The following is an 18,964-nucleotide window of genomic DNA, read 5'->3' on the forward strand; positions in this document are numbered from 1 at the left end:
TTAAGCACCGATGCCGGTGAGATCAAGCGCATTACGAACGTAAACACGGGCTACATATGGCGCACCGTCCTGATCAATGGTCTTCCGGCACAAGAAGACTTCTCCTGTACCCAATCCGCGAATATCGTCTGGATGCGCTCGGTAACGCTGTACCATTCGGACAGTTCCCATTTCAGATTCAAACCGCTTCTTCCAAGCGTTCTTTTCAACCTGACTGGTAATGTCTGCGTCTTCATACGTTCCACATGCTGCCGCAAGGACTTCTGCATCTGCCGGGTCGTTAACCCGTCCGATCATGTACGTATTACAATTGTTGATGATCTGTCGGGTAAGCACAGGATCAACCGCATCAATGTCTGATAGCCCCTGTACGGACAGCAGACACTCAAAACCAGCAGACCGACTCTTATTGATAACATCTACCACTTCGTGGCTTACATAGGCCGAAAACTCGTCATAGACCGACATAATAGACTTCTTGCCCTCTTTCTGACGGTAGTCTACCAGGGTATTCACTTCCATGATCACGACACGGCCAAGGGTCTTGATATAATCCTTATACTTGTTGCCCGATATAGAGAATATCGCAACTTCGTTGTTATCTGTTATTGCTTTTAAGTCGATACCATCTTCTCTTTCAACAAACAAATGCCCAAGATCCGATTCAATGAGTTCGGCCAACTGATTCCGCAAACTGGTCAATGCGCCAAAACTGATTCCTGAAGGTTCATCTTCCTCTTCCTCTAAACCGAAGAACCGTTCCCGGTAATATTGGATTTTGGCTCTCATTTCCTCGTCCCATTCAACCTGATACTGAACCTCTGGTTCATCGGGTTCCTCCGCATCCTCTTCAAGCCCTTCAAACAGTGTACTTGCTCTCAGCGGCTCTGCGTTCTCTTCCGGATCAGTGCTAGTAGGTGGTTCATCTGGAATGTTCTGAACGTCTTCCAGTGGCTCGGATTCCTCGGGTAGTTGGTTTGGCTCTGCTTCAACGGCCATGCTCGCGTCAAACGGTTCTGTTTCATCTTGAAGACCGAAAAGAGCTGCGGCAGAATCTTTCGGCTCTGCTGAAGGAATATCGCCCAACAGTTTCGCTAAGTCTTCATTGGTGAGTTCAGCAGGTTCAGATTCCGGATTTGGCTCCGGTTCTTCCGGCAGCTCTGCTTCTTTTGTAGTTTTTTCACCCACCGGTTCCGTGAGTTCTTCCTCAATCAGCTCCCGCGGTTCCTCTGGTTCCTGATCCAACACAAATTTTCGTTTTGGAACCTCAATCTTTACTTTTGCATGTTCTGTCTGGTCGGCCAGAAACCGTGCAACCTTAGACTTTGCTGTAAACTCGTACACCGTTTCAAGTTCAATCGGCTGGTTAAAGTCTCGAAGCATCCGAAAGACAAGCTGCAGAAACCTGGAACAGTTCGTTTTGTAAAAGGGTTCAGACCATTCAAACAGGTTCATGACCTTATCCCGTAACTGCGTTGGAGTTCCATGCCGCAGAAAGTTAAATGATAATTCGTCAATGTCTGTGAACATATGGACGGTACGCCCGTGTTTCTCGCACATCTCTTTAAACTGAAGCATGGATTTCAGCTCACCCTTGCCATCCATAAAAATGATGGGCTTGTTTTGACGTAATGCGTTTTCTACATTCGTACCGATCAGGACGGTCTTACCACCACCAGTAGTAGCAACAGCGAAAATATGCTGATTTGCCTCATGTGGCTCCAAACTCACTCTTTGCTGGAACTCGTCATATCCAATAAAGTTTTCAGTCGATTTAGATTTTCGGAATTGAAGCTGTTTTTTGTTCAAGTATTTTTCCCTGTTTAGTCGGAATTGTTTGTAGTCGCGTTCCTTTTTTTGCTTCCGGAGTCCATCATGTTTCGACTTGACGATTTTACTTCGATAATACTCGATGAAAGGGTGTACCACATTCGCCATGAGAATCCCCAAGGATAACGTCCCTACATAGCTGTAAGCGTTGATCGGAAATGGTTGGCTGCGATTCAAGTATTCTTCTGCAAGTGGTGTAATATAGGGAATCTGCATCCAGGACATGAAACCCAATAGGGCCATCCATTCGTGAGTCCCGTGTATGATTAGTAATCCGAATACAGCTACTGGTAGGAGTGTGTACAAAATCCACTTTCTCTTGATCCCAAACACTACTCCCACATAAAGCAAAGCCGCCGCTATAAGAGCGAATAAAGTAAAACACGCAGCCACAAGTCCGATCATAGCAATTGCTATCTGTCCTACCGTCTTGGCTTCTTCCTCAGTTCCTCTACCGCCTTGTAGTAGTTGATCATCGTCAGCACTTCGCTGCACATGTTCAGCTCCTTACCTCTTCCGGTAGGGATTTCACGCTGATTTGCTTGAAGACATTCACACCAGATTCCGTTTCGGCTGGACGGGCTTTATTGGCCCACTCTTTAGCCACAAGAACCTTTGCACGTTCAATAGCGTTGCCTACTGTGCCATTCGGGACAAAATACCAAACATCCGTATATTTCCCCTCCCGGATCTCCCGCGCATAAAGATCAATCTTCTTCTGGAGCCTGGAGACAGCTTTAGTATTCAGCTCGGCTTCCACGGCTATAGTGTGATTCGTCAACAGAATAACAAAATCGGGCAACGTCTCGCGGATCTCATTCCACTTTTTGAGCATATCCGCCTTACCTCGATCTTCAAGCAGCTCAAAGCGATATTCCCGTTCCGTTTTGTAGTCAAATGTTTGATTCTTCAGTTGCCCCTTCAGGTGCAGTATCAGATCATTGATGATTAAATCATGCTGCGCGGTATACATACTTGTGTCGTTTGCAACCGTAACCGGATAATCAAGAAAATCCCTGGCATCCCGTTTCGGGAAATAAACGTTCAATGTGAGCGCAAGCTTCTTCTTCCAGATCATCCCTGCACTTTCGAGTTTCCGCAATCTACGATAAACATTATGAATACCAGATTCATTAATGTGGGTCTGAATTTGTTTGGACGTAACGATTCCATGTTTCAAAATGAAACGTAGAATCTCTAAATCCTTCTCTTTAAAATCCGTATATTTGCTAATCAAAAAAGCGCCTCCTATTCGTTGACTAAATCACACTCCTTCTAACTATACCAAATTTCTGGTAGAAATCGTAAAGGTTTATGAATAGTAACTAACAACGTAAGTAAGGTCGCAAATAAGCATCATGATTCCAGATTGTTAGTCGCAGCTCATTCATAAAAAAATGCAGAACCTCTTCACTGCTTCAGTTCCCTAAACCTACATGCGCCATGTAAACCGAAAGCATAGTACACAGCCGCTCACACGAACAGCGCTCACCTAAAAACGTAACTAAACTCGTAACTAAAAACGTAACTTATCCACACAATCCAATGTCTGTTCGCAACCCTAAATACGTATCCACAAGCAGCAAATAAACATCAATACTCAGCGACGACCTGTCGCAATGTCTAACCAATTCTCTACCAGCTCGTACCCAATTCACTAGGTAACACCCACCGCAAACATAGGCTACTACCCATCCAAAGTATCTCCACGATCCGCACTAAAGTAACTCAAACCTCACAGTCACATCAAAACTCCGCTCTAACGTAACTCCTACCTCCACACTAACTCATAACCTCACCTGTAACTCTTTCTCTTTCATCTCTTGACCTTAATCTCTTAACTCTCTCCCCCTCCCTCTACACCTCATCCACCTCTATAAATCTTTAAATCTTAAATAATTAAAATCACACATCACATCACACTAACTTAGAATCCACCCACCCCCCGTTATTCCTGACCCCAACTACGGACGTTGTGTAGGTGGGGTCAGGAATTGCCTTCGGGGGGTGGGTGGATTCCCGCTCCCCAGTAACAGCAAGGGATAACACCATTTTTGACTATCAACTAAAACATTAAGAGGTGGACGGTCTAGTTGATTGCTTTGTTAATAGCCTGTGTAACGCTCTAGTTACGGTTTCAGTATAGCAAAGCTCCACCACAAACTGCCAGCTAAATGTATAAATTCCCCACAAATTGGTCACAAACTCCCATGGATAGGACTCCCAAATTAGGACTAAATAGAGCATACGAACTAGATAGGAACAAAAAAGAACACTCCCAAAACTACCACAAGAAACCCCAAAAAAAGACCCACAAACAATCAAGGAGGATCAGCGCCAGGAAGTAAACGATGCTGATAGACGAAACGGCCAACAAGAAGACCAGCCCCACCCACCACCGTATCTAGGATAAGTGTATTGGAGCTTGGTACATTGAAAAATTCATTCTTTGATCCACTGGATACCAGGGGGCTGCTGTTGTCCATTTGTTCCTGTTCCAACTCATCACAGACTAGACGAATAACCGTCTGAGCTGTCCGGCCTTTTCCGGTAACCTCTACGGTAATACGTTCCGAGTCTATTAACATACGAATTACATGCTGAAAAGACGACAAAGACATGCCCCAATGAGCAGCCAGTTTTCGTTGTGAATCTACTATTTCATTCCCAGGCAATGCCTTCAGGGATGTAATTACATCATGTGCCCATTCGTCAAAATGGCTGTTTTTACGTTCCTCTCTTGGCTTAGCCGGTTCCCATACCGGGCCGTATTGAAACGCAATTCCAGACAGCTCAGTCACGATAGATGCCTTCGGGCCTTTTTTTCCACCCTCACGGTAAGCACTTTTTACTTTTTTTTCAATTTCCCGGCAAGACAAAGGGGTGTCCAGCAGCTCATTCCAGGCATGTAATTTAGCTGCTGCTTCATCATCTGTGTATCCTTCTACTTTAAATGCTAATGCCAAAGTATAGGCAGTCCGATCCCTCGCACCAACCTGTACGCCCCTCAGCAGGGTCTGGAAAGCCGGGTGCTGCAATATCCCTCTGCCACTTAGATCAGCCCGTCCAGCACCCTTACAATGGCTTGTACGGCTTTCAGCGTAATTCATCCAGTACCAGTCATTCAGAGCTTCAAACGACACCGTGGAGTCCGTCTGAAAGATAATATTGCTGTCATTAGGAATCCGGAAAAAGCGTTCGGCGCCGATGGCCTGAAGATCAGCACCAATAGCTTCAGCGATTGTACGCTGAAGCAACTGGTACTGGCGCACAGCATTAGCATACGCCTTGCGAGGTTGATCCAAAATAAAGTGTACATGAAAGCCACCTGAAGGTGTCCGGACAATCAGAGAGGGGCGAGGCAGACCGGCAGCGCTGATCCGTTCCAAAAGCTCAGGCAAAATAAGCCCATCATTTTGGCCATTTTTCGTGTCGATGTCTAAAACAACAGCATTGAGCCAGCGAAGTGTGTCCTGGGCGCGCCGATCGTTACGATAGAATGTATTCGGGGTGTAGTATGTATTACTTTGGGCATGTATGTCTAAAGTGTTATATGACCGACATACCCTATATGTTTGGCAATCTTGACTGGTATAAATCCAGCCGAAATCATACCCACGGCCAGCATTTGATTGTTTGTGCCTGCTAGGGGACTCTTGGACTTGCGACCTGAAAAATCGACGCAATATATGGCCTTGGCCTGCTTTAGACTGGACAACGATAGACATAAAAAAACTCCTATTTCCGCACCACTTGCCCTGAAAAAAGGCAATAGGAAAATAAGAGTTTGTACTTTACTTTTTTTTCGTAGATGGGGTATAATAGACCTAACAAAAAGGTTAAGTTATTATTGAACCTCAAATAGAACTTTTAAAAGTAAAGCACAACTCTGGGTTTTATAGAGAAGATTAGTTTGGCGACCGAGCTTCTCTATAAAAAGTGGTGGTGCTTTATTTTTTTGTGTTTTGTTGTTCTTTTATATAAAAAACGTTCTCATTTACTCGAAAGTTGTCAACATGTGAATATGTGGATATACTTCGATTTTGCCACTAATCTATTTTTTTTGCAAGAACTTTTAATAGCTTCTCCTACTCCCACAAGTGTTTTTTGCCTTCTAATTGGCAGAGAACACTTTTTTTATTTAATACAAACTCATTTTGAGTTTATATTAAATATATTATAAGTCTATTTTAATTGCTTATTTAAATTCACTATAAACTCATTATGTAACAATAAACTCATATTGAACTCATTTTAGATTTATATAACAACTCATTTTAGGTTGATATCTTCGTCTTGGTATATTATACTAATGGAAGATAGAGTTTCACAGTCTTTTTTAAACTCATTTTGAATTCAAAATAAACTTATAGGAGGTTTTTTCTGTGCCAGTCAAACAAAAAGAGTCTAACGCTGATTTTGGTAACTCAACAAACAAAATGATTATAGATGATACCTTTTACTCCCAACCGGCTGTCATTAAGAGACTATATACTAAGCCAGATGAATCGGATAAATCCATTGCTGCTATTGTCAATAACTTAATGAACGAACTTGTTGTTAACATTAGCAGTAAGGCCATTAAAAGAGACGGAATCTATGCAGTAGGCAACCACGCGAATTTGACAACAACATCAGACAATATGAATATCAGACTTGGAAATAAACACAAACATGATATCCCCGTGGTAATGACTTTAGCTATGCAAGCAGCTCATGAGATTCAAAATTACTATTCAACTCACAATGCATTGCCTCAAACCATAGAAGTAAATGGATCTCTTGCCGGTTCCATCCCTGCTTCTGAATGGAATCCTGCCAAAGCGAAGATTTTAGAGGATCGCTTCACAGAAAACACTCATATCGTAACCGTGCATATTGGCAAGGCGTCTGTGGTGGTTACTATTAACTATAAAAGGTCTAAAATCACCCAAGAAGGTTTAACCGGCCTCTATGGTTTTGTATTCTGGAAGAGTCCAAAAACAGAAGCTACAGAACCACCCCATATACTGGCTAAGTTCAGAGAAACATATGCCGATAAGCCTGAACTATTAAAGTTAACGCCACGAGATTTCGCAACTAAAAAGGGACTTCTTGTAGATATTGGATCGGGAACAGTAGAATTGATTCATACGCATGGTTTAAACCCAGTTCTCGATAACTGTACTGGAAAAAAACATGGAGTTGGTCATGCTGCTGAAGCAGCGGCCAAACTTTTAACAGAAGAAACTCAAGGATACTTAGAAGTTAACCGCCAACGTTTTGACCAAATCCTCCAAGATCCTACAGATAACTTGTACTCGATGGCAACTAGCTTCATGGAAGAAGCGCAATTTTCAGAGGCTAATAACATCCTAGTTGCTATACAAGATCAATACAGTACGATTGGCGGCGACATTGAATTTATTATGGTTTTCGGTGGTGGAAGTATCACCTTTGAGCCTGATCTATACGACGAAGCAAAGAAATTTGCTGATGCAGTCCACTGCTTGTTGGTTTGGATTCCAGGAGAATACGCTGTAAACTTGAATGTCTACGGCTTGAACATTTTGCATAAGAAAGTTCTCTTTCAAGAAGCGGGTGTTGAAGGGTGACAGAACCTACCCCAAAACGAAAAAATGTCTCTTGGCGAGTAGGCGAGCTACAAGAGCACGAAAAAATAAATCGCTGGATTGATGAACAGTCTAACATACAACTATCCTTAGCAAGCCTTGTCTTGCACATGATTGATCGGTTCGGATATAGAAACATCACAGACCATGACATACAAAAAATTCTCTATCAGGAACCTCTACTCAACGGAATGCAATCATTACCTTTATCGCAGCTCCCGGCCATCAATGCTATTCCTGACCCACAACCTGCCGTAATGACAGCCGAAAAAATAGCGACCGCGGCTACAACTCCCCTTCAAGAGAGTAACACTCCGGAAGAGGAAAAAGATGAAGACGATCCGTTATTACAACAAATCAACCCTAAATCATTTTAAGCAAGTAAAGCCCCCCGGCAATGCCAGGGGGCTTTACTTGCTTGTTGACTTATATTAGCGGTGTACCTAGTACACTATGTACACCTAATATGATGGACAAGGAGAATGTGAAGCTGCCGCGCTCTCATTCTAAGCTTGGGCGCGTGCCAAGCCCCCTCTCCCATACGAAAAAGGGGGCTCTTGAAAGAACCCCCTTTATTTAGGTAACTTAAATTCTGTTATCCATTCAGATTTTAGGTAACTTAAATTAACGTTACATGAATAATCATTACAAAGAAAACGTCATAGGTTTTTCATTACTCTTCTCTACTTGCTCCAGGATGCCATTCAGTAAGTTATCCGTGATTTTTGCCGGATAGTAACCGGCCCTATCACGTAAAATATTTTCAATAATCCAGCCTTTACGAGTCCAGTAGCGGTAATTATTTGCACCTTCATCTTGTCCCTGCTTAAAAGCAGACTCCCCAGGTAGTAAGGCTGCACCTTTATTAACCACCCTCAGCAGATTGTATGTCCGTTTACGTTCTTCCCGAACCAGCTTTAAAAGAACAGTCAAATAGTAACTGTCTTTCTCCATAAGCTCCTGTGTCGATCGTTCTGCTGCTGATAGCATAACCATCTTCTCAGCTCGCACCGGCCTTCTCATACCGTTTATCTGAATATCGTCTTGGTAGACTTCCATATCACAAAATGTGCAATATAGGCCGTTACCGACTGTCTCAACAGCCGATCCGCAATAAGCACATGTCTGCATGATTTCAAGCTCCTTCCTAATGGCATTTCAAATCAAAATGTATTTTTTTGCATGATCTGTTAAACTAGAAGGGCGAGTGACCCGGCAAAAGTTTCTCGCCCAAAGTCGATTGTTCATCCAATCGGCTTTTTTATTTGCTGATCTCCTATCCTATTATACTGATTAATTAAATCATCCAATACCATAGATTGCTTGATTACGGCAGGATGCTGAAAATTCTCGTGCTTTGCTGTCAGAGCATGAAGACGATTCCTGGCACGTTCTATCCGCAGCTTAATAAGCATACTTTTCTCCATAGAACCACATCTCCTTTTGTGCTATTATAGGTTTTTATGTCAAATAATTGCATCATAGTGAGACGACACCACTCCATTTTTTGGAATTAACAGTTGCATCAAAATCAAAATATGATATAATGTTTCTGTAAGAGTTGAGAAAGCATCCCTCTTACTCAAACTTCAGTAGTTGAAACTATTTAGGGTTTTGATTTAGGGGCTATAACCGTTGCGAGCGGTTATAGCCCTTTTTGCCGTTAGGTACGTTCTCGTAGCATTATACACTTCTGGAATACTCTCACATAGATATTGTTCTGCTTCACTGAGTTTGCCCGTTCTATTTTTGGACGTTGCCTGCCGCGTGGCTGGCATCCCCAAAGGGGAATTTTTTCCCTTTTGACACATGTTTGGGATCAGTCCCATAGACAGGCGGTCAAGGGATCAGCAGCAAAAGTTTTTCTTACCGCTTCTTCACTTCCTATGGGAAGAAAAAGTTTTGCTGCCCCTTGAACGGATGGCTGCCCGTCTTGGCCCCCGGTGTGAAGAGGGGCGTAGCCGGAGGCTCACGCGCCGGGGGCCTAGTCGGGCTGGGAGCTGATACCATGCGGAAGGCGAAAGGGAAAAATGTGTTCCATCAAAAAGAACTGGCGGCCGCCGGTTCTCTCCTTCCAACTCCGATCTGCCCGCTGGCCCTTGACCTTGGCTCCGTGCGGGGTGTGAAGCGCGGCACAGGAACCTAGAGCGCCTTAGCCGGGGTGCTCTGCCCCGGTTTAGGCGCTCTGGTTATCGGGCCAAGTAACCCCGCAGCGGTGCGTACAGGCTCTTAGGAGGCCGCTATGGCCGCCTTAGAGCCTGTAGCATCAGCCCGATCGTTCTCCTGCCCTTCAGCTCCTTTACAACCCCCCGATGGGTTACAACCAATCAGCCTGGATTACAACCAGGCTTCTGAAAAAAACAGCTCTCAAAACAAGAAAAAAAGCTCCCCCCTCCAGGGAAAGCTTTAGCATGTAACTAACTATAAGTTATCCATTTCTCAGCCCCAACCAACGCCATGCCCCATTGTGGTAAGTGTAGTAATAACAGGAGTCACAGTCGCCACAAGACAACTAAACGAAACTAATAGGAACCACGTTCTTTTCCGCATTGATCCGATGCACCTCACTCGCAAGTTTTTTAAATTTCCCTTTCGCTTCTTGATCCGCGAAATCCCTATACTGCTCAAAAAGAGTCATACAGGTAACCATATTCCGTACACTGTTTATTTTAACAGAAAAATCCAATCCCTCTAATATAAGATTTATTGCATTATCCGTGTTTTCTGGGCTTTTATTAAATTTATAGACAGCCAAGTCACTCAAAAACTGAGCATACTTTTCACCTAAAATGGAATTGCTATATTGGCCGTATCGACCTTCTATAGCTTGGAATGGAATATATGCCTTGAAACGTTCCAGTATACCGTCAATATCAAAATCAAATTGATTAGCTGCTTGAACAATGTTGCACAAAGCAACAAAGATTTCTTCTGGATGATCGGCCACAAAATCAGCATAATTATGTAGGGCAGCAGATTCACCCGACCATAATTGATACAGGTAGGTATTCGCTTTACCCCACTCAACAAATTGATTAATAAGGAATCTGGCTTCTTCATCATCTTCTCGTACCCATGATCCCCCTGCTGTATATAAAGAGACATATTGCAGCGCACCCTCGTAATCCTTATATTCCTCGCATACAGCAGAACGGATCAGTAACGCATAAAGGATATAAAAGTAGATTGGACGTTCAGGCTTTTTCTCCATTCCTCCAGCGTGTAAATCATATTGGATCTGAGCAATCCGAAGCATTTCTTCAGCAAGTTCATCAACTTTTTTCCACTTATGTACAGTAACCAGTACATCTATAAGGCGCTTTAATGCTTCCAACTGATCCGCTTCATGCAACCGATTTACGTAATCTTCAAATACCATGGCTGCCTTATAGTTCTTTTCCAAATCAGTACCCAGCTCAATCAAAAACAAGCGATAACGGCAAAACGCCAGCCGCTCCGAATGCTGAAACTTTTCAGCTTTACTCACATTATCATAGAGCAATGCCGCAGCTTGATAATGCTTCCTGGTAAATAGTTCTTCAGCAACTTCAAATAGCGCCGGGACATAGGATAAATTATCAAGAAGCCGCGGAACAATCCGCTCGATGCAATCCAGGCGTCCCAGCTCCGCACACTTGATAATAAACGGGCGAATACGGCGAATTGATGCAGCAAAAGCAAAGCACTCTTCCACGTAAGCATCAAATAGAGAGTCTTCAGCTAAGCCCATTGCCTGAGTAATTGACTCTAATTGTTTTACTGAAATCGGATTGCTCCCCTTGATAATCCGACTAAGTGTTCCCGTATTTATTCCGGAAAGTTCCGAAAATCGTGAGTGGTTCATGTTGTGTTTTCGCATGTACCTTGTTAAAGTTTCTCGTATATTTTCCAAACAGACACACCCCCAACATGAAAAACCCATAATTTAGATTATTATAAAGATAATAGTATTCTCGAATTGAACGGCGGTCAACAATAAAATACCTTATTTTGTTACAAAAAGGAGACATACCCACTTAGAGGTATCTAAGTGGGCATGTCCTTTCAGACCCGGCAAAAGGTTTAATGGAGCCGGGAAATACCGGCATCTATTATTATATAACGAATTATTTTTCGTGCAATATATTTCACGTTTCATAAAACGTGATATGAATTAATTTCCTCATCTATCATATGAAGACATAGATTAAATATGAGGAGATATAACCAAATTGAGGATCAAGGAAGCAAGGGAAGCCGCAGGCTATACACAAGAATCAATCGTACATGTGATCAACAACACCATGAAATGCTCCTTACGAAACTACCAGAACATTGAGTACGGTGTAGTGATCCCGAGCGTAACTTTGGCGCTTCTGATCGGCCATTTGTTAGGCGTTGACCCTCGGGAAGTAGACGAATGGAAATTTTAATGACCCCTTAAGTAGATTTCCCCTGTCATGATTCAAAGGACATTGAATCAATAGATCAATGGCACAACCTATCGCCGGTGTTTTCTTTTTTGGTTGCCTACAGAGTTTCTAAATCACACAGTAAATATGACGGCACACTCTCAGTTATAACAATAGCAACTTATGGAGGTTACCTATCGTCTAAATGGATATAATTATGCAAAGGAGGATTTTATTGTATGAGAAAGTTGTTCGCTTGTCTCTTACTCAGCAGCCTGCTTACTGGTTGTACAGAGTCATCCCCACATCCTTCTCCATCCGCTTCTGGAGAATCAACACTAGCCAGCAGTAATTCTGAACCCATATCGTACACTAGTAAAGCTGAAGTAAGCACAGCGTTAAAACAGGCTGGTATCGACACCTTTCATTACATCAATGAACAAGATTATAAAGGTGACGAGCTGCTTATTGTAAAAACCCTTAACCAAATGATGAAAGCAATTGTGGATTTTGATATGCAGGCATTAAGGGCTACCTTTGTTCAGGATCACGCGATGCAAAAAGGAAAAGATGAAACGTATGGAATCACTATTTCCATGGATAATCCACGATTTAATCCTTTAAATGACGGGACCATCGAAGTGTTTGTAACACAACAGGACGTCCTCTTTAGCGATTCTCCTTTAAAGACATATGAAACGGAGAAACTTTACCTCATGAAGAAGGAAAAAGAAGAGTGGCGTATTTTCTCCATAACCAATTAGGAATGAAAAAGCCATGAAGCCCCAGCAGGGGGTTCATGGCTTGCTTCATCTATCGATTATAACCACTGAGAAGCATTCACTGTAACCATAGAATGGACCGCGCGTACAGAACCACCAGTATCAGGCTTCGGACACCAAAAATCAGTCGTACCACTCGATGTTTTGTAACGAATTTGAGAAGACCCACCACCATCAAGCATGATCGCAAACGTGCAGCCTAGATCCGCCATGAATTGTCTTACGCTCCATGCGCTATGGTTTGCAAAGACCGCCAGAACAATTTTTGTTTTTTTATCATGATACCTATAGCCTATTGCTGTACGGGCTGTAGCCGATGTAGGCGAGAAGCGATAAGCATTTTCCGAGTTGGAAGTCGGCTGCTTGGTAGTAGCTCCCTTGCCGTTAATATCTTCGTAAAAAGCATCAGAGTTGGCATACGCTTTTTTTGGATGCAAGCTATAGCCTCCAATCGCCCATTGAACATTAGTTGTGCTGGAGTTTGGATAATCCAAAAAGTCTTTTACCGGCATCGTATCGAAAAAACTAACACCGGCTGACGGATTGAAATAGTACATTGTTCCGCGTTTCGACGGATATACAGTACCATTATAGGAAACCCCGGTTGTTGTATCTCCGTTTGCGGCTACCCGTTTACTAAAACCGTTCGGGTCTTTGTTTACAGCAATACCAGTCAGGGTTGTACCTGAAAAGAACGTACCGTTAATACCGAACTTTCCAGAATCCCTAACGTTCTTTCCTGAAATACTTTCCACACTGATTGTGCTAAGCTCAGCATCAATATAGCGCACTGCGCTACCGCCATGTGTCGTGGAATAATATTTAGCTGTTGACATTGAAAACCACCTCCAAATAAGTTAGGGCAAATTAAATAGTTCCCGGGATTTTTTTGCCTTCACTTGTAAGGTGATGAAGAAGCAATGTTTACAACTATCCTCCAATAAAATTAGGTGGCTATGATGTAATTTCAGTGAATAGTATGGGCATAGGTTGTTAAATTCTCAATGTCATCACCCTCATTTATAAGATGAGGGGGGAGATTGAGATGCAAGTCGCAGATATAATTTCATTAATTACGAATGTCGGATTTCCAGTCACATTATGCTTTATTCTTATTCGCTATGTATTACAGACAGTCGTTGAAAAGTTGGATCGGCTCGATCAGTCTTTGACTCGACTTATAAAAGTTATTCAAGCAATGCAAGATAAAAACAAATAGCAAAGCTGGACGTCCTATTGAAAATTTTTCTGCATGAATAAATGGGAGCATATCTGTGCATGGATACGTTTTAGCTTTAGACATTGAAGTTACGATTCTTAATGAATCTTAATAGAAGAATATAAAAAAAGGACCCGAATTGGGGTCCTTTTTTTATTCTTCAGTTTGATCATAGATTCTAGTATGTATTTTTCAACCAAATTCCCCAAAACAAATCGACAGAGTTCGACTAAAAAAAAAGAAAATAAAAGCTATAATAAGAACATAAGTTCCTATTTTTGGTTGTGGAAACAGCCTTCTCAACTCCTTATATTGTACATACACCGTTTCGGCTCCTAGCAGAACATCATATCTTAGCTATAACAATGATTGGAGGGATGACCCATGGGAATTGAAAAATATTACAGAAAAGAATTACAACGTGCAGCCTGGCGCTTGCAGTATAACGTAAAAAGTAAACGAAAGCGCGAGTGTATGTTGGGGGATATTACACACCAACCAAGTTACTCCCCATTTGAAGAGACTGATAGTCGTTTACTTGTCCAGCAACTTTTGAATGAGATTCCACCTAGCATTGGGAAAAAGATCATCCGCGATCTTTTTTTAAAGAACAAAACTGAATTGCAATTAGCAAAAGAATTAAATATGTCTCAACAGGCGGTGAATAAATGGAAACGAAAAACTCTCCATTTACTCTTACAAAAAATGAGTTCATGACTTTATTGACCAAAGCAAAGAATCACGATCCAGATGCCATGTTAAAGCTTCTGCACTATTTTGAACCAGAAATGCTCCGGCATAGCCGATATATTTCGATGCCTCAAGAAGATGCGTTGCAACACATGCGACTAGTCCTGATTGAATTGTTCCACACCACTGATCTTCCCTTTCATGATAATGATGAATGATAAGCATGAAACAGGCTTCTTCCGGTATAAGAGATGAGTGACCCCGACAAAGTTTCTCGCTCCAAGTCCTAATTTTAAGCTGAAGGAAACAAAAATTCTCTTTTTTAGAGATATATTTTTATATATAGATGAGCGGATCTTATCTACATTTCAGTAACCTTACGCTTTGTAGAAAAACATATTCGATTGTGCTATACTTGGCACAAAGGCAATTGAATTTCCCATTTGTCATTGTTTCACCAGACATTGGGTATAATAAAAATAGCCGTGATGTTGACCGCATCACGACTATCCAGACAAATTTGCCAGTGGGCGACCACGGCGAGAGTTTCATTCATATGAGCGAAAAACCACCGGATCAAGGCCCCAACCTATTGCCGGTGGTTTTTCTTGTCTTTTCGTAAAGGTTTCTTTTTCTGGCTGCCAAACAGAGTCTTCAGGCCAGCAAATATGCCGACCAATTTTAGCAGCAAGTCCAATATCTTCACGACCAGATCAAGTGACACAGCGTCACCCCCTCTCGGGTAGCTTCGCCGTGCCGATAATCCCACCGGTTACTTGTCTACCAACTATTATATCAGGTTCGGACAAAGGTCGATAGCTAGACAATTCAGGTAACCCAAATTATTATAGGATCAACAGAGACGAATATTTAAAGTAACTTAAATTGTAAGGGGGGCAACTCTCAACATGCAATCTCAAAACGAACCACGGCCCGTTGGCCGTCCCGCCCAAGGCATCACAAAGAAAGTTTCGCTCACGCTGTCAGAAGAAGAATGGGACGAAATTGAGCAGTCGGGCATGACTTACGGAGCCTTCGTAAAAGATAGAATGAATAAAGCGAGAAAAGCGGCTGCACTGGAAACCAGTCCAGCGCCGCAGCCCCCGATTACTCAATTTGAACGGGAGCGTAGAAGCGTTGACTACCCCCGGCAGTACGCTGAAGAACGATGGGATATTCACCAGCGCCTATCCGATGAGGAAGTGCCGCCGGATGTGATAGAAGCCGCAAAAAAATCTATGTATAAAGTGCTGTACCCGAACCAAGCTGAAAATGCAGTCCTGGAGACACGCGATCAATATATTTGTCCATTTACCGGGAAGCGATTTAGTACAATGGATAAGCTTGTAGGATCTGCTATCCCTACTTTGATCCAGTGGGCCACTGCCCAAATACGAAGAGATGCTGAACGGGCTGTAGCCCGATCCAAAGAAAACTTGTGATCCCCGCCATAACAGGTTAGGACATCTACCGGATGATCAAGCACCAAGGAAAAGCAGGGGGTCCAGGGGGAAAGCTTCCCCCTGGCGGCGCTCCGATCCGCCTCCTGGTATGCAAAAAAGAGGAATCAGTTTCCCGATTCCTCCGATATCTACGTTGCGTTCTAACCGTGGAGCTGTTGCCGCAGTAACATGTAAGATTCTGCATCCGGCACGTACACCAGATACCAGCACATGGATTTCCCTACAAGCTGATTGCCCTGTACCTTCACCGATTGTGTCACCCGCAGGGGGTGATTAGGCGTGTAGCTCTCCCATTCATAAGCGGCCGGGTCCGGCTCTAGCTTCATCCTGAATCGAAGTAAATCAAACTCACAGCTTGATACGTGGCAAGCCAGCATTCGGACGCTCCGGCTCTCTCCGGGCGATTGAATTTCAACGCCTAGCAAATGAGCGCCCCGCTCATCACTGATAAGGGCCTGCTCCACCGTCAGCCCGGCGAATCGAGATCCTTCTATTAAGGCTTGAATCCGGCTTACGCTTCCTTCCTCTCCCTTCAGAATCAGTAAGGCATCATAGAGGGCGCTTAGTTCGTCGTCTGCATCCCCCCAGCCATCCCCAATGCCCCACGCAATATCATTCCCGTCATACGTCAGCTCCACCAGCGTTTTATAATTGCTACCATCCCGATACAAGCATTCATATATATGCAGCCCCCGGCCTTCCTCCTGCTTGGATAAAACCTCTTCCGGATTGAAATCAAAATGATTCAACGTTTGAAACGATTCACAGAAGAACAAAAATTCCTGATACGTAAACCGCGGCATAATCCTTTCCCCCTTCAAGTTAAGGTTTGCGCTACTGGCCCGGCCCGCCGTTTCATTCCTGTTCGTAGCTGATCCCTTGTATATAGTCTGCGGCCCGCTGTGCAATCCCTGCGGCTTGTACAACGAGTCGTTTATCATCCTCTTGAATCTTCCGCACCCAGCCGTTAATATAGCTGGCGCTGTTTTCTATCGTATGGTTGTCAATCTTCGCTACGCCGCACAGCATGGCCGCGCCCATTTCAGCAATCAGCTCTTCGCGGCTGTATACCTCATCCCCGAACGCCGCTATCTCATCGAGCGGGCGCTTTAGGCGCTTGCTATGTCCGGTAGAATGCACCAACTCGTGAAACAAGGTGCAGTAATATTCCTCGGCCTGTTGATAATCTACCAGCGGCGGCACACTGACAACATCCTCACTCGGACGGTAGAACGCCCGTCCCGATGCGTAGCGGATAGGCGGCCGATCTGTATAGCCGCTAACCAGACGCTCGGCATCTTCTATAGGGTCGTGGTCTACGGGCGAAGCCGCCGCCCGTTTACTCTCTAAGCCCGTACCTGCAATATTGAACACCTTGTAATAACGCAAAAGCGGTATTTTCTCGTCTTCGCCCGTTTCCTCATTTTTTTTGTCAAGCCACTTCCAGAAAACAACAATTTCGGCCTTTGTCCCTTTTTTGACGGTTCCTCCGGCTTCGGTGATCTGTTTAAAAGTCGCGTACTCTCCTACATCAAGCAACATGGCATTAATGCCCCGGTACGGCTTTTGTGTCCTCCAATTCACCGCCGCGCCGCTTCGCCACGGCCTACGCCACGGCACAACACCAGCCGCAAGCAAATTCAATATGCGTTCAGTCACAATATCATAGACCGTTTTTTTGTCTTCTTTCTTTTTAGGCATCTTGGTTGTCCTCCTGTCGGTTTATCAGGAGGGTAAGGGGAAGCCCCTTACCCAACATTCAGTGAGCAGTTAAAGCTATTTAGGCTTTTGATTTATCCATTGTTCGGAGCCGTTGCGAGCGGCTTAATGCACAGGGCAATCACTGCGCCCTCTTTTCGTCCACAAATGCTTTTAAATCTCTGTAGCATCCAAGTTCTTGTTTAAGTTCCTCCAGCCGTTCAGGAGCGTTCCCCCAATTGGTGAGGTTCGTTATCCTTGATTCTAAAAAGCGGATACGCTCCGTAACCAATTTTTCTAAAAGCGTCCAGTGCTCTTCTTCGCTCATGGCGCTTCCCCTCCCATTTCAGTATTCTTCGGGCAGTAGAAGCGTGGTCACGCTTCTGTCAGCTTCGGTGATTACCCAAAACCGAACGCCGTTATGGGCGCGATAAGCGGATAATAGCCGCCCACCCGTTTTAAGAGCTTCATCATTGCTGGCCTTATCTTCCTCGCAAATATCGCCCCAATTTCCGGCCATGTGCCAGCGGAGAGCCAACAAAATCTCCCTTTCATCACCTACGGCCGATAAGCATCCGGGCGTTCCTACCACCTTGCCTAATCGGAACTTTCTGATTGTTAATGTCATTGCTTTTCATCCTTTCTGTTTGGTTTTGGTTGTCAAAAGAGAATTTTTTGGACGTTGCCTGCCGCGTGGCTGGCATCCCCAAAGGGGAATTTTTTCCCTTTTGACGCATGCTTGGGAACCAGGGCAATGACAGGCGGTCAAGGGATCAGCACACAAAAGTTTTTCTTCCGCTTCTTCTTTACCAATGGAAGAAAAAGTTTTGTTGCCCCTTGAACGACTGGCCGCCTACTTAGTGTCCGGGAGGTGGAGGGGCGAAGCCGGAGGCTCGGCCTGCCGGACACTTAGTAGGCTTTTGCCCGGGTTACCATGCGGAAGGCAAAAGGGAAAAAAATGTGTTCCATCAAAAAGAACCGGCTGCAGCCGGTTCTCTCCTTCCTTCCGTGATTCAGCTCACAGATCCCTGGCACGATGATGGAGCGCAGCGGAATCATGGTGCTGCCCTTCCAGCGTGGCGGCTTGATGAAGAGCGTAGCAGCGCGGAGCGTTCATGATGCAGCCATGCCCTCCCCGAATCTGCCGGTAGGTTTTGACCTTGGCTCCGTGCGGGGTGTGAAGCGCGGCACAGGAACCTAGAGCGCCTTAGCCGGGGCGCTCTTCCCCGGTTTAGGCGCTCTGGTTATCGGGCCAAGTAACCCCGCAGCGGTGCGTACA

At 44.2% G+C, this 18,964-nt stretch carries 20 protein-coding genes; 8 read left to right on the forward strand and 12 right to left on the reverse strand.

The window, feature by feature from the left end; all coding sequences use genetic code 11:
• The 3 genes from BMY78_RS32125 to BMY78_RS32135 form a co-directional block, all read right to left on the reverse strand.
• Complete coding sequence (locus tag BMY78_RS32125; RefSeq protein ID WP_090905459.1) at window positions 1-2,325, reverse strand: TraM recognition domain-containing protein; 2,325 nt, start codon at window positions 2,323-2,325, stop codon at window positions 1-3.
• Window positions 2,326-2,329: 4 nt separating this feature from the next.
• On the reverse strand, window positions 2,330-3,067 hold the full coding sequence (locus tag BMY78_RS32130; protein ID WP_177185946.1) for a replication-relaxation family protein: 738 nt from the start codon (window positions 3,065-3,067) through the stop codon (window positions 2,330-2,332).
• A gap of 1,084 nt (window positions 3,068-4,151) precedes the next feature.
• The gene (locus BMY78_RS32135) at window positions 4,152-5,558 is read right to left on the reverse strand and encodes a primase C-terminal domain-containing protein (protein WP_090905463.1); all 1,407 of its coding nucleotides are present in this window, start codon (window positions 5,556-5,558) and stop codon (window positions 4,152-4,154) included.
• A gap of 657 nt (window positions 5,559-6,215) precedes the next feature.
• On the opposite strand from BMY78_RS32135, the gene BMY78_RS32140 reads away from it, so the two are divergent.
• Window positions 6,216-7,424, forward strand: coding sequence for a ParM/StbA family protein (locus BMY78_RS32140; RefSeq protein ID WP_253500533.1), 1,209 nt, complete (start codon window positions 6,216-6,218; stop codon window positions 7,422-7,424).
• The gene (locus tag BMY78_RS32145; protein WP_090905465.1) at window positions 7,421-7,819 is read left to right on the forward strand and encodes a hypothetical protein; all 399 of its coding nucleotides are present in this window, start codon (window positions 7,421-7,423) and stop codon (window positions 7,817-7,819) included. Before BMY78_RS32140 ends, BMY78_RS32145 begins: the two co-directional genes overlap by 4 nt.
• 268 nt (window positions 7,820-8,087) lie before the next feature.
• Here the strand turns inward: BMY78_RS32145 and BMY78_RS32150 are convergent, their stop codons facing one another.
• The 3 genes from BMY78_RS32150 to BMY78_RS32160 form a co-directional block, all read right to left on the reverse strand.
• Window positions 8,088-8,573 (reverse strand): hypothetical protein, encoded by a 486-nt coding sequence (locus BMY78_RS32150; RefSeq protein WP_090905467.1) that lies wholly within the window; start codon window positions 8,571-8,573, stop codon window positions 8,088-8,090.
• Between the two features lie 113 nt (window positions 8,574-8,686).
• Window positions 8,687-8,869 carry an aspartyl-phosphate phosphatase Spo0E family protein gene (locus BMY78_RS32155; protein WP_090905469.1) on the reverse strand — a complete coding sequence of 61 codons (183 nt, stop codon included), beginning with the start codon at window positions 8,867-8,869 and terminating at the stop codon, window positions 8,687-8,689.
• Between the two features lie 1,085 nt (window positions 8,870-9,954).
• On the reverse strand, window positions 9,955-11,334 hold the full coding sequence (locus BMY78_RS32160; RefSeq protein ID WP_177185947.1) for a helix-turn-helix domain-containing protein: 1,380 nt from the start codon (window positions 11,332-11,334) through the stop codon (window positions 9,955-9,957).
• A gap of 319 nt (window positions 11,335-11,653) precedes the next feature.
• On the opposite strand from BMY78_RS32160, the gene BMY78_RS32165 reads away from it, so the two are divergent.
• Both BMY78_RS32165 and BMY78_RS32170 read left to right on the forward strand, forming a co-directional pair.
• Complete coding sequence (locus tag BMY78_RS32165) at window positions 11,654-11,854, forward strand: helix-turn-helix transcriptional regulator (protein ID WP_090905473.1); 201 nt, start codon at window positions 11,654-11,656, stop codon at window positions 11,852-11,854.
• Window positions 11,855-12,072: 218 nt separating this feature from the next.
• Window positions 12,073-12,597 carry a hypothetical protein gene (locus tag BMY78_RS32170; RefSeq protein WP_090905476.1) on the forward strand — a complete coding sequence of 175 codons (525 nt, stop codon included), beginning with the start codon at window positions 12,073-12,075 and terminating at the stop codon, window positions 12,595-12,597.
• A 56-nt stretch (window positions 12,598-12,653) separates the two neighbouring features.
• Here the strand turns inward: BMY78_RS32170 and BMY78_RS32175 are convergent, their stop codons facing one another.
• Window positions 12,654-13,451, reverse strand: a complete 798-nt coding sequence (locus BMY78_RS32175) for a phosphodiester glycosidase family protein (RefSeq protein ID WP_090905478.1) — start codon at window positions 13,449-13,451, stop codon at window positions 12,654-12,656.
• Window positions 13,452-14,218: 767 nt separating this feature from the next.
• Here BMY78_RS32175 and BMY78_RS32185 point away from each other — a divergent pair.
• Window positions 14,219-14,551, forward strand: a complete 333-nt coding sequence (locus BMY78_RS32185; protein WP_090905479.1) for a hypothetical protein — start codon at window positions 14,219-14,221, stop codon at window positions 14,549-14,551.
• Window positions 14,548-14,742 carry a helix-turn-helix domain-containing protein gene (locus tag BMY78_RS32190; protein WP_256222576.1) on the forward strand — a complete coding sequence of 65 codons (195 nt, stop codon included), beginning with the start codon at window positions 14,548-14,550 and terminating at the stop codon, window positions 14,740-14,742. The genes BMY78_RS32185 and BMY78_RS32190 overlap by 4 nt, the downstream gene beginning before the upstream one ends.
• A gap of 371 nt (window positions 14,743-15,113) precedes the next feature.
• On the opposite strand, the gene BMY78_RS33580 is transcribed toward BMY78_RS32190, so the two are convergent.
• Window positions 15,114-15,248, reverse strand: a complete 135-nt coding sequence (locus BMY78_RS33580; RefSeq protein ID WP_256222575.1) for a hypothetical protein — start codon at window positions 15,246-15,248, stop codon at window positions 15,114-15,116.
• A gap of 184 nt (window positions 15,249-15,432) precedes the next feature.
• On the opposite strand from BMY78_RS33580, the gene BMY78_RS32195 reads away from it, so the two are divergent.
• A complete protein-coding gene (locus BMY78_RS32195; protein WP_090905483.1) occupies window positions 15,433-15,966 on the forward strand; it encodes a hypothetical protein in 534 nt (177 codons plus the stop codon).
• A 161-nt stretch (window positions 15,967-16,127) separates the two neighbouring features.
• Here BMY78_RS32195 and BMY78_RS32200 read toward each other — a convergent pair whose 3' ends face one another.
• The 4 genes from BMY78_RS32200 to BMY78_RS32215 form a co-directional block, all read right to left on the reverse strand.
• Window positions 16,128-16,790 carry a hypothetical protein gene (locus BMY78_RS32200; RefSeq protein ID WP_090905485.1) on the reverse strand — a complete coding sequence of 221 codons (663 nt, stop codon included), beginning with the start codon at window positions 16,788-16,790 and terminating at the stop codon, window positions 16,128-16,130.
• Between the two features lie 52 nt (window positions 16,791-16,842).
• Window positions 16,843-17,688, reverse strand: a complete 846-nt coding sequence (locus BMY78_RS32205; RefSeq protein WP_090905487.1) for an ArdC family protein — start codon at window positions 17,686-17,688, stop codon at window positions 16,843-16,845.
• A gap of 139 nt (window positions 17,689-17,827) precedes the next feature.
• Window positions 17,828-18,013 (reverse strand): hypothetical protein, encoded by a 186-nt coding sequence (locus BMY78_RS32210; RefSeq protein ID WP_090905489.1) that lies wholly within the window; start codon window positions 18,011-18,013, stop codon window positions 17,828-17,830.
• Between the two features lie 18 nt (window positions 18,014-18,031).
• Window positions 18,032-18,313, reverse strand: a complete 282-nt coding sequence (locus tag BMY78_RS32215) for a hypothetical protein (protein ID WP_090905491.1) — start codon at window positions 18,311-18,313, stop codon at window positions 18,032-18,034.
• A gap of 429 nt (window positions 18,314-18,742) precedes the next feature.
• Here BMY78_RS32215 and BMY78_RS33045 point away from each other — a divergent pair, with 429 nt between their 5' ends.
• Complete coding sequence (locus tag BMY78_RS33045) at window positions 18,743-18,886, forward strand: hypothetical protein (RefSeq protein WP_177185948.1); 144 nt, start codon at window positions 18,743-18,745, stop codon at window positions 18,884-18,886.
• Window positions 18,887-18,964 lie beyond the last annotated feature (78 nt).

Origin of the sequence: Paenibacillus sp. OK076, from assembly GCF_900110055.1 — a bacterium.
GTDB lineage: Bacteria > Bacillota > Bacilli > Paenibacillales > Paenibacillaceae > Paenibacillus.